This window comes from Mucilaginibacter rivuli (assembly GCF_019391655.1).
Lineage (GTDB): Bacteria > Bacteroidota > Bacteroidia > Sphingobacteriales > Sphingobacteriaceae > Mucilaginibacter > Mucilaginibacter rivuli.
Window position 1 is genome coordinate 356,931 of the sequence record NZ_JAHXPQ010000005.1, and the last position, 11,487, is coordinate 368,417.

Consider the following 11,487-nt stretch of genomic DNA (forward strand, 5'->3'; position numbering starts at 1 on the left):
GGCTACATCCTGAAATAATCCTGGTACCATAAATACTCGTAGGTATAGTACATCTCGTCAACCTCGTGGGTCTTATTCGGGCTTACCCAAATTTCTTTGTTTTTGTTATTAAGCGCATTGTATGTGGCAAAGCTACATTCGGGCGGACAAAACTCATCCAACAAACCAATGGCCATTAAAACCGGGCATTTAATTTTAGCTACAAAGTTAATGGGGTCATAATAATCCCATACCCTGAATAATTTCTCTTTATCAAAATTGGGGTGCGTGCGTACGTAATTCACAAGCATACCCACCGGCGTTTGCGATTTGGGGTTCAGCGCCGTAATCTCATAAGCCCGCCTGAAGTTGGTATACAGCGGCACTTCGCAGGTAACCAGCTTTACGCGTTTATCCATAGCAGCTAAGGCCAAAGCAAGGCCACCGCCCTGGCTTGCACCATCTACCAATATTTTAGTAGTATCGAGGCCCATACCTGCCTGGGCACATATAAAATCAAGGCCGCGTATGCAATCCATATATACGGCCCGGTACACATACTCATCCCTGCTTTCTACGTTAACCAGGTTGTACTCAACACCGTGGGTATCAAGCGCATCTTTACTATTGCCGCCGCCCCTCACGTTAAAGTTAAATACGGCAAAATCTTTATCATCAAATGATGGGTCGAGCTTAACTATGTATCCGGGCAAACGGTATTTTACAGGTATCCTTTTAGGGCGCTCATTGGGGATGGTAAGCCAACCGCGCACGGTGACATTTCCCCACGATTGCATTTCAACCAGGTAAACCTTTTGGCCGTTAACAGATAGCGCGTGTTGTTCAGTGATCTTGTACTTCGGTGCTATTTTCTTTAATGAATCGCGCGATGCTTTCCAGAAAGCATCAAAATCATTGGGCACATGCGCTATGGGCGGAATAAGCTTGGGATTATAGCCAAATACTTTTTTAACGGTATCATCATAAAAAGTAAGCCCAAGCGCAAAACTGATCTTATAAAAACCCGGATTTTTGCAAGGAATATTGAATTTGTATTTATTTGTAGCCTGTTTTTTTATGCTAACCTTTAACGAGTCTTCGTAAACCTTAACACCTTCTTCGGTAGTTACTATGCATTTCAATACGCCATCCTGCGGCTTATCATAAGCATTCATCACTTTAAGGGTATAGCCTACCGCCCTGTCGCCGGTAAATATGGCATTACCTGCCCTTGGATTAACGGCGATATAAACAGCGCCCTCTTCCTGCGGACCTTCATCAACTTTGGGCTGCTCTTTAATGGCATTAAAATTTTCGGGCAAAATAAACTGCGCATGGCTGCTGCAGTAATATAGCAACATCACTGAAACCGAAAATATAAACCGAATACTTATTTTCACGTGGTAGCGCGTTTAAGTTTTATTAGTATTTAAAACCATATCCCAGCGAAATACTTTGCCCTATGGCTGTATTACGGCCGCTTATAAAGGTAGTATAACTCAACGATAAACTCCTGGATTTACCTAAACCCCTCGAAAGACCGGCAGTTACCTGGTTTGACGAAAAATCCTTTGCCGGCGATGGGCTCAGCGGGTTGAGGTCTTTGGTGATACTGTATGATATTGCTGATGACTCGGATAAGGAAAGCTGATAATACTTGCTTATGGAAAAGCCGATGGAACTTGTTAAAGTAGCCTGAAATGGAGCATCGCCACCAAAATATTTACTTGTGCTCAGGTCTGTTTCAAAAAAGAAACCTTTATCAAACAACTTAAAATCGCCCGATCCCGCAAGGGTAATGCTTGATCCCAATTTGCCGTAGCCACGGTTTACTGCATCGGTATTTACATATAGCGGAAAAATAAGGTTGGTTTGAATTGAAAAGTAAGTGCGGTAACTAATATTGGCAATGTAGTAACGCATGCCTATCTGCCCGTCGCCAAGTGTGTTTATCGTATTTGATGAGATATCGCTTTTCACGGTATTGGATACAAACGGCACCGACGCGATAAGCGATACACGCCGCGAAAACCCATATTCGGCACTTAACGATGCCGATAGCGACTGGTTGCGGCCATTGTTAAGATACTTTTGCACCTCCTTATTTTGATCGGAGTATTTATCATTAAAAAAATACGATGTTCCCAAACTGATAAATAACCTTCTTTTACCTACAGGCCTACCACCTGCATAAGTTACCATACTGCTTAACACAAACAGCAAGGTAATTGTTGTGATAAACACCGTCTTTACATGCTTTGTTGTATTGTTAAGTGATTTATTAAAAGATATATCCATCGGGTTTGTATAAGGGTTAAAATGCACCCAGCTCATCTATCATCCACTTGGTTTTATAGCTACCCAATTCGGGGCCAACCTCGTGTGTAAGATTAGGGAAAATGAATAGTTTTTTCCATGCGGTAATGCTGTTATACATAATCATCTCGTTTGTTGGCGGCACCAGCGGATCCAATAAACCAATACCTACAATAACCTTACATTTAATGTTCTGAACAAAATTCTTGAGGTTAAAATATTCAAAATTATCCAACAGCGTTTCTACTTTAATAGCCTTTTGGTCGGCAACGTCGCGAAATACCGTCATGGGCCATTTATCTTTATAATATGGCATTTTCAGATCAATATAACCCGGATTTTCGGCCTCGCATAATGAAACGCGATGGTCAAGACTGGCTAAGCAAAGTGTAAGGTACCCGCCCTGGCTACCACCTGTTACAAATATCGACTCGGTATCAAACATATCGCTATGTGCATACACAAAATCTATCAGGCGCATAGCATCCATTATAGATCCCCTGTAAATATATTTGTCTTTATCATCCAGGTCATACCCTATATATTCCTCACGCTGCGGGTGTATCACATCGCGGCTATTACCCTGCCCACGCACATTAAGTGCAAAAAAGGCCATCCCACCCGATTCAGCCGCCGGCACCATGGCGTTACCATAGCCCGGCAGTTGTATAAACACCGGCAATTTTTCTTTCGGCTTCCTGTCTTTCGGTACGGTTAACCACGCCCTTATGGTGATATTACCCAACGATTGCATTTCAACCAGGTATATTTTACCATTCCCGGTTTCCATTTGGGGTTGCTCCGTCATTTTAAATTGTGGCGGTATAGCAGCAAGTTCTTTTTTGGTTCTGTCCCAAAAAGCATCAAAATCTGCCGGCCTTGGGTAAGTTGAGCGTATAGCTTCTATATTAACCCCAAAAACCCGTTTTAGTGTATCATCGTAATCGCCAACATCTATAGCAAAGTTTATTTTGTAAAAGCCTGTTTTTTGCGGCGGTACTTCAACATGCATACGCCTTGTACCACGCGAATCAATACTAACTTTTACAGTGTCTTTCTTTATCAGTTTATCATCATCGGTATAAACAAAATAGCTAAATGTGCCGTCAACCTTTTTAAAGAAATTGTTTTTCAGGTCAACATTATAATCAACAATACTATTCGCTTTAAACACAGCTTCCTTATTACCGGGGTGCTCAATAATAACTACCGACTCGCTGCCCGACTCGGCTTCTTTAACCTTGTCAGCCGCGTCCTGCTTGTTAAATGCCAGGTACCTGTTCCAGATATTCAGCTTTTCGTAAACCCATTTGCCAACGTAGCCATTCATATCAGCTCCAATTTCATGCGCCATCGTAGGGAAAACAAACAATTTTTTATTACCCTTAATGGCATTGAACATTTTGGTGGTAGGGGTTGGCGGAGCCAGGTTATCAAGCATACCAATACCCACAACTGTTGGCGCGGTAATATTCCCGGCAAAGTTTTGAAGGTCGAAATAATCAAGTGTGTTTAAAAGATCGCCCATTTTTAAGCCTTTATCCTCGGCATAAAGTTTTACCGCTCCTATCGGGAAAGATTTACTTTCAACAGCCAGATCCCTGAAATTAGAAAACACCGGGTTACTTGCTGTGGTTATCGTCACCCTTTTATCTAAAGCGGATAAGCTTAACGCAAGGTAAGCACCCATACTTGCACCCGAAGCATAAATGGCTGTCGAGTCGATCTCGGGCCTGCTGCATGCAAAATCAACCAGGCGCACACAATCCATCAGCACACCACGCATAATGTACTTGTTCTTATCTTCAATATCGGTACTGATGTATTCTTCGCGACCGGGTTTTATCACGTCATCGCTCATAGGCTGGCCGCGTACACTCAGGTTTAATAATGCCATACCGGGGGTAGCCACCAAAGGGTTTGCACCGTTGCCATAACCGGGCAGGTATAAACTTACAGGCAGTTTTTGGCCGGGATGTATTTCTTTTGGCAAAGCCATATAGCCCCTGATAACGATATCGTTTAACGAATGCATCTCTATCTGGTACACTTTATCGTTGTGTTCCATGTCGGGCATTTCTGTCACTTTGTATTTAGGCGCTACCTGGGCCAGCTCTTTTTTAGCCTTGTTCCAAAAGGCATCAAAATCTGCAGGTTTTGTATTGGTGGCCATTATCTTATTCGTATCAACAGCAAAAGCACGGCGCAGGGTATCATCATAGCGCGATGTATTGATCATGAAGCTGATATTATAATAACCCGGGGTACTTTGCGCCGGTATTTCAAACGATACCGTTTTAGTAGCTTTGGCTTCAACTGTTACAGGTTGTGAGCCATGCGCTACAGGTTTACCATCGTGCGTGGTTACAGCATACGATATTTTACCCGACTGAGTAGTTTTAAAATTGCTTTTTACATCAACAGTATATGTTACAGGGCTACTGCTTTTATACACCGCACTTTTTGTTAATGGATGTTCAATAAGGTCAATCACCTCAGCATTGGGGTCAACTTTAGGGACAGCCAAAGGTTGCATGGCTTCGGGTTTGTTAAACGCTATCCACTTTTCATAAACCTTTAATTTCTGATATACCCAGCCGCCAACATATATACCCTGTTCGGGCCCTACTTCGTGTGCCAGGTTAGGGAAAATGAACAATTTTTTGTCTTTAGATGGGATATTGTTCCAGGCATGCATGGAAGCTGCCGGGGCAATAAAGTTATCCAGTAAACCAATACCCATTACCACCGGGCATTTTATATGTTGTGCAAAACCCTTTAAGCAATAATAATCCCAAGTTTTTAAACATTTTTCAAAGTCCATGCCTTTGTCTTTGGCATAGTACTTCATGGTATTGATAGGAAATACTTCCGAACTCATCGCCCTGATATCCGGGTAACCGGGATTATCGCCTGAGCAAATGGTCACCCTGTCATCAAGGCCCGCTGTAGCCAGCGATAGATAGCCACCCAAACTACCGCCTGTAGTAAATATCGCTTTAGAATCGAGATAGTCCTGGCTGCAGATAAAATCGATAAGCCGCACGCAATCCATCATGATGCCCTTAAATACGTAAGTCTCTTTATCTTCTACACCAATATTAATCAGGTCGTCATGGTTTTTGGGATTGATCACATCACGGCTGTTGCCATATCCACGCACATTTATACCAATATACGCTATACCTGATACGCCATAGGTGGGTTTCATCTCGCTGTTAAAGCCCGGAAAGGCGATAGACACCGGTAGTTTTTGGCCCGGTTTACGGTTTTTGGGCAAGGTCATCCAGGAGCGGATGGTTAAATTACCCAACGATTTCATCTCCACCAAAAATACCTCATCGTTTCCTTTGGAGAGGCCTGGCATTGGCGTTACCTTAAACTGCGGGGCTACCTTTGCAAGGTCTGCCTTTGTCCTGTCCCAAAAGGGCCAAAAATCATCGGGTACTTTATAGGGCGATACTACCCTGGCCGTATCTACACCAAAAACACGGCGAACGGTATCATCGTCATCATTGGTGTTAAGCATAAAATTCACCTTATAAAAGCCTGCCGGTTGCGATGGCATATCCAACTGAACATGGGTATTGCCCTTTGCGGGGATAGTTATAGGGAATGCCTTTTTTGTGATCAGGTTGTTTTTGAAATCGGTAATGGCATATGATATATGCCCAACCTGGTCTATATTGTATGTGTTCTTAAAATCGATACCGTATTTTATGGTATCCCCCCTTTTAAAAATAGAATTTTTATCGGCAGCCCGTTCTTTGATGATCACCTCTTCGGTAACCTTCGCTTCTTCGGGCTGTGCCTTTACAACTTTAGGTTTAACAGTGGTTTTAGGCCTGGTTTGCGCAAATGCGCCATTACCAAAACACATCCCTGCAAGCAAGGATACCGCCAATAAAACAAATACTTTAAAATTACTTTTCATCACTCAAAACTACCGTTTGTTCTACTTCGGCATGTTTTTTAACTGCATGCGCCCCACCTGATCTTTTCCACAAAAAGTCTTTTATCCTTTTATTCAATGGCTCTTCAATAAACTTATATATCGCTACCGATATTGCTAACAAACCAAAAAACACATAAAATATGTTCAACTGATCATACTCGAAAGGTGAGTGCCAGTCTAAGCCGTGTTTATCGTAAAACGCGAATGTCCAATCGTTTAACCAGTTGATACCTTCGTGCAAAAAGTTATTGATGAAGCCTAAATGTATCAGGTAAAATAAGAAAGAGGCATTACTCAACAACTCTACAAATTTGTTCGATAACACTTTTTGCATCACTGTTTCTTCGCGTATCAACCCCAAAAAGAAGAGTATAATTGCCGGGGTTAATAAAACGGTATCCAATATCATACCTGTATAGGTTTTGATGCCGAAGGCTTCGTTAGGACCAAGCGGTATTAATGAAAAGAAATATACACAAACAAACATCAGCACAAAGCCGATATAGGTAACCTTTATTTTAGGATTCAGCTTTATTTTATGATAATTAAGTGCCAGCCACATCCCAAAAAATATCTCGAAACAACGGCCAAAAAAGGTGTAATACAACATAAACACGATGTTGCCCATAAAGCCAAACCAATCGAAATTTTTGAAGATAAATACCAGTAGATAACCTAATGGCAGGTATACCAGCGGCTGCCAGTAAAAAAACTTTTTCTTTTTAACCAACCAAAAAACGACAGGCGTTATTACATAAAACAACACATCCACGGTTATTGACCAGCCCTGGCCTACGCCTGTAAACTTAAGATTGTCAAAAAAACCGCGTAAAAAGGTAAAGTTTAAAAACAGGGTGAACCACGGGTGATTTGCATCGCCTATAATGGCGCTTTGATTACCCCTATCGCTGTACCAATAAATAAACGCGGCTGCAGTAAAAATAAAATACATGGGGTAAAGCCTGGCTGCGCGGCTTATCCAGTATTTTTTGGCCCATTTCATGGTAAACTCAAAATTATCATAGTACCTCACGGTGATCAGGAAACCTGTCAGCACAAAAAACATCGGTAAGCCAATACTCAGCTCGTTAAAGTAACGCTGTACCCCTGCCCCTGCCGAAGCCGCCAAAATATACCCGGCATGTGTGGCAAAAACCAAAATAGCTGCGAGCGCGCGAACACCTGTTAGTGCGGGGAAGAATTTTTGTTTTCCTTTGTCGGACATTACTGTTCTATGTGTTATTGTTAATATAAGCCGCCGTTAATATCAATGCAGCTGCCGTTTATGTATGTTGTATCCATCAGCAATTGGATGGTTTTAAAAATATCATCGGGGTTACCCAGCGCTTTGTTAGGGATGCGGTTTTTCAGGTCTTCCAAATACTTTTCGGGTACCTCGCGTATCAAACCTGTGTTAAAATAACCCAGGTTCAGCGTGTTACAGGTAATGCCCTTGCTGGCGTTTTCCTGCACCAAAGTTTTCATCAATCCCCACAAGCCCGATTTACTTGCCGCATAAGCCGAAGCCCCAACCACCCCTGTTTGCGCCACTACTGATGATATGAATACGATGCGGCCATAACCTTCGGTACGCATATAGGGCAGCAGCAATTTACAAATATAAAACGTTGAGGTTAAGTTAACGTGCAGTAATTTCTCCCATTCCAGTTCGGGAAATTTATGCATTACCGCGTTAAAGCTAACACCCGCGCAGTTAATAAATTTGATATTAACAAGCGGTGTTTTAATAGCGCCCAATGAGCGCTCGGTTTCTTCAAAGCTGCTCAGGTCAACCTTACACCACTCTACGTTAGGGTGTTGCAGATCAGGCAGGGTGCTGTTATAAAATGCAACAATAGGCTCATCGGTTGTTTCAACCAACCTTTCTAGCAAATGCCTGCCAATACCTTTTGATGCGCCTGTTAGTAAATACATTATATTAAACTACCTCTGTGTAAATAATAGGTTTTTTTATCTCGATGATAGATGCGCCGTAAGTAAAACCCGCGCCAACACCGGCAACAATGATCTTCATGCCCGGTTTGATGCGGCCATCGGCTATAGATTCCGACAATGCGATAGGCACCGAACCCGAATTGGTATTACCGATATTTTCGATATTGATCACAAATTTTTCGATAGGCTGGTTCAACTCGGCTGCCAAACCTTCGAGCATGCGTTTATTAGCCTGGTGGGGTACAAAGTAATCTATATCATCAAACGTAATGTTGTTCTTTTCCATTACTTCTAATATCACCTCTTTAAACAAGGCGATACCACCACTGAAGATACCGCGCGATGTAAATTTCATCATGTGATCGGTATGCTCAAGGCTCTCTTGTGTCATGGCGTTTTTGCTGCCACCGTGTGATGCTGATACACTCATCAGATCGGTGCTATCCAGTTTACAAATGGTATCGATGATCTCGTTATGTTCATCATCAGTATATTCCAATAAAACAACGCCCGCACCATCACCAAATATCAGCGATGTCTTTTTATCCATCGGATCGATAATACTGGTCATTTTATCAGCCGCGCAAAGCAATACATTTTTATATTGTTTTGAGTTTAATAATGCCGAACCGATCTCGAAACCATAAAGGAAACCGCTGCAGGCCGCCATGGCATCAAAGCCCCAGGCATTTTTTGTACCCAGTTTATGGTGTACCACCGCGGCTGTTGAAGGGCAGGGGAAATCGGCGGTCATGGTAGCTACGATAATACACTCTACATCCAACACATCCATACCGGCCTGTGCCAAACAAACTTTAGCCGCGTTTACGATCATATCAGAAGTAGCGCCCTCGTTAAAAATACGCCTTGCAAATATGCCCGTTTTTTCGCCGATGACTGCGCTGTCCATATTTAAACGGGCACCCAACTCTTCGTTAGTAACCCGGGTTTCCGGTATAAAATGACTAATGCTTTTAATTGCTACTCCCATTGTTATTCGTTATTAATTGTGATTATAGTTTCGGCCTTGTGTTGTTTTGGGGCTATTAAAAATCCCGATCTGCGTATATAATGATTTAACTTTTCTTCAACATTTAAATACAGTACTATTGATATAGCATTAAGGGCAATGAATATGAACACCAGGTTCAAAACATCATTTTGGAATGGCGATACCCAATCAACATTCCATTTATCATATAAGGCAAAAACCTTTTCGTTTAACCAGTTTGTTGATGCCAGCAACATGTTATATATGTAACCTAAGTGAACCAGGTAAAATATATACGATGCCTTGCCCAGCAGTTCGATAAAGGGAGTAGCCAATGCCTTTTTTAAACCACTTTGCTCGGTTAGCAAGCCGTAAAAGAACAATGTAATGGATGCCGCCAGCAAATAGTTATTGGTAATGATACCTAAAGGGTTTTGCTGACCGTACTCCTGCCCCGGTAAAACAGGCAGCACCGACATGATCCACACGCAAAAGAAGATCATAAAAAAGCCGATATACGTAAACATTAACTTGTTGCTACGCTCAAACCCTTTACGCTTTACAAACAGTGCCAATAATATCCCTGCAAAGAACTCAAAACACCTCCCTAAAAAGGTATTCAACATCATAAAAGTAAAGTTGCCAAAGAAACCATACCAGTTAACGTTCCTGAATATCAATACCAAAACAAAGCCAAAACCTGTAATAATAAAGGGCTGCAGGTAAAAGCGGCCCCATTTTTTGGCCGCGAAAAACATGAGCGGGGCCGAAAAATAAAAGCATTCTTCGACTGTGAGCGACCAGCCTTGCCCTATACCTGTAAATTTAAACTGGTCGAAAAAGCCACGCACAAAAGTGATATTCATCAAAAACACACCTACCGGGTGGTTAAATCCATTTAAAATAGCACCGTCTTTTGTAATATAGTAAGAAATGAACGCTCCTATAGTTAATAAAAAATACATAGGATAGATACGCGCTACCCTGTTTTTCAAGTATTGTTTAAACCAATCTGTTGTTAAAGAAAAATTATCATAATACCGGAAGGCGATCAAAAAACCGGAGAGTACAAAAAATATGGTTACCCCGATGTGGAACTCCTGGAAAAAACGTTGCACAAAATGGGGAAGATTTTCATCAAAAACATAGTGGAAATGAGATATGAATACAAGGTATGCTGCCAGTGCCCTTACGCCTGTTAATGCCGGGATGTAATTTTGCAGCGGTTTTTGAGACAAAACTGTATTTTTACTAATAGTATAGTAGGTAGTTATTTTGCAAAACCAATACCATTAATATTGGATGTACGCCTATAAAGATAATGCAGAACCTTGAATAATCCCTCTTTTACGGATAGTTTCGTCGATAAAATGTTGAATTTCTGATTTTTTGAGCTGCCAGTTGGGAGCGATGAGCAGATCACGGTCTGACAGACCGAATAAACGCTGTATCACAATGTCTTCGCGAACCAGGGGAAGCAGTTCGCATAAAAAATCGGCATACTCGGGCAGGCTGAACAACTTGAAGGGTTCGCGTTTATATTTAACGCCCATAATAGAGCCTTCAACTATATGCAGGTGATGAAACTTAACGAACTTTATCTGCGGGAAGCGGTTGATCTCGTCGGCATACTTCAGCATCATCTCGTGGCTCTCACCGGGAAGGCCAAAGATGGTGTGCACGCAGATATCCAGTTTTGAGTTTTTAACCAGTTCTAAAGCGTTAATCAGCTCGCCGTGCGTACAGCCCCGGTTAAGCTGGGCAAGGGTTTCATCGTAAATAGATTCCATACCCATTTCCAGGTCAACATCAAACCTGTCGGTATAACTCTCCAGCAAGGCTATCTTTTCCGCGTCGATACAATCCGGCCGGGTACCTACCGATAGGCCAACTATGTTTTCGGGCTCAATGCTCAGCGCCTCATCGTACAACATTTTTAAATAATGAGTGGGGGCATAAGTGTTGGTGTTGGGCTGGAAGTAGATAATGAACTTATCGGCCTTATTGCCTTTTCGGGCACGCTCCATCCCTTTTATCACCTGTTCGCGGATACTTGGGTTTTCGCGGGAGACTGAAGGCGTAAATGAATCGACATTGCAATAGGTACAACCACCAAATCCTTTGGAGCCATCGCGATTGGGGCAGGTAAAATTACCATCTACAATTACTTTAAAAACGCGTTGGCCATTGTATTTCTTTCGTAGCCATGCGCCGTAATTATTGTAAGATTTAAAACCCTCGGCTACCGGTGTTACTTCTGCTTGCATTGCCGCAAAGATACGGAATAGAA

General features: G+C 42.2%; 8 protein-coding genes. All 8 read right to left on the bottom strand.

The features are described from left to right. Positions 1 to 2: 2 nt before the first annotated feature. The 8 genes from KXQ82_RS14245 to mnmL all read right to left on the bottom strand — a co-directional run bounded on the left by KXQ82_RS14245 (position 3) and on the right by mnmL (position 11,464). A complete protein-coding gene (locus KXQ82_RS14245; RefSeq protein ID WP_219489060.1) occupies positions 3 to 1,379 on the bottom strand; it encodes an acetylxylan esterase in 1,377 nt (458 codons plus the stop codon). A gap of 22 nt (positions 1,380 to 1,401) precedes the next feature. Then, on the bottom strand, positions 1,402 to 2,277 hold the full coding sequence (locus KXQ82_RS14250) for a hypothetical protein (RefSeq protein WP_219489061.1): 876 nt from the start codon (positions 2,275 to 2,277) through the stop codon (positions 1,402 to 1,404). Positions 2,278 to 2,293: 16 nt separating this feature from the next. Continuing rightward, on the bottom strand, positions 2,294 to 6,229 hold the full coding sequence (locus tag KXQ82_RS14255) for an acetylxylan esterase (protein WP_219489062.1): 3,936 nt from the start codon (positions 6,227 to 6,229) through the stop codon (positions 2,294 to 2,296). Continuing rightward, positions 6,219 to 7,475 carry an acyltransferase family protein gene (locus KXQ82_RS14260; protein ID WP_219489063.1) on the bottom strand — a complete coding sequence of 419 codons (1,257 nt, stop codon included), beginning with the start codon at positions 7,473 to 7,475 and terminating at the stop codon, positions 6,219 to 6,221. The genes KXQ82_RS14255 and KXQ82_RS14260 overlap by 11 nt, the downstream gene beginning before the upstream one ends. 20 nt (positions 7,476 to 7,495) lie before the next feature. Next, positions 7,496 to 8,185: an SDR family NAD(P)-dependent oxidoreductase gene (locus KXQ82_RS14265; protein ID WP_219489064.1), complete on the bottom strand. Its 690-nt coding sequence runs from the start codon at positions 8,183 to 8,185 to the stop codon at positions 7,496 to 7,498. A 4-nt stretch (positions 8,186 to 8,189) separates the two neighbouring features. Continuing rightward, the gene (locus KXQ82_RS14270) at positions 8,190 to 9,197 is read right to left on the bottom strand and encodes a 3-oxoacyl-ACP synthase III family protein (RefSeq protein WP_219489065.1); all 1,008 of its coding nucleotides are present in this window, start codon (positions 9,195 to 9,197) and stop codon (positions 8,190 to 8,192) included. A gap of 2 nt (positions 9,198 to 9,199) precedes the next feature. After that, positions 9,200 to 10,435: an acyltransferase family protein gene (locus KXQ82_RS14275; protein WP_219489066.1), complete on the bottom strand. Its 1,236-nt coding sequence runs from the start codon at positions 10,433 to 10,435 to the stop codon at positions 9,200 to 9,202. Between the two features lie 72 nt (positions 10,436 to 10,507). After that, positions 10,508 to 11,464: a tRNA modification radical SAM protein MnmL/YtqA gene (mnmL, locus tag KXQ82_RS14280; protein ID WP_219489067.1), complete on the bottom strand. Its 957-nt coding sequence runs from the start codon at positions 11,462 to 11,464 to the stop codon at positions 10,508 to 10,510. Positions 11,465 to 11,487 lie beyond the last annotated feature (23 nt).

Coding starts and splice junctions, on each gene's coding strand:
- KXQ82_RS14250 (WP_219489061.1), bottom strand. CDS start 2,277: ATGGATATATCTTTTAATAAATCACTTAACAATACAACAAAGCATGTA.
- KXQ82_RS14255 (WP_219489062.1), bottom strand. CDS start 6,229: ATGAAAAGTAATTTTAAAGTATTTGTTTTATTGGCGGTATCCTTGCTT.
- KXQ82_RS14260 (WP_219489063.1), bottom strand. CDS start 7,475: ATGTCCGACAAAGGAAAACAAAAATTCTTCCCCGCACTAACAGGTGTT.
- KXQ82_RS14265 (WP_219489064.1), bottom strand. CDS start 8,185: ATGTATTTACTAACAGGCGCATCAAAAGGTATTGGCAGGCATTTGCTA.
- KXQ82_RS14270 (WP_219489065.1), bottom strand. CDS start 9,197: ATGGGAGTAGCAATTAAAAGCATTAGTCATTTTATACCGGAAACCCGG.
- mnmL (WP_219489067.1), bottom strand. CDS start 11,464: ATGCAAGCAGAAGTAACACCGGTAGCCGAGGGTTTTAAATCTTACAAT.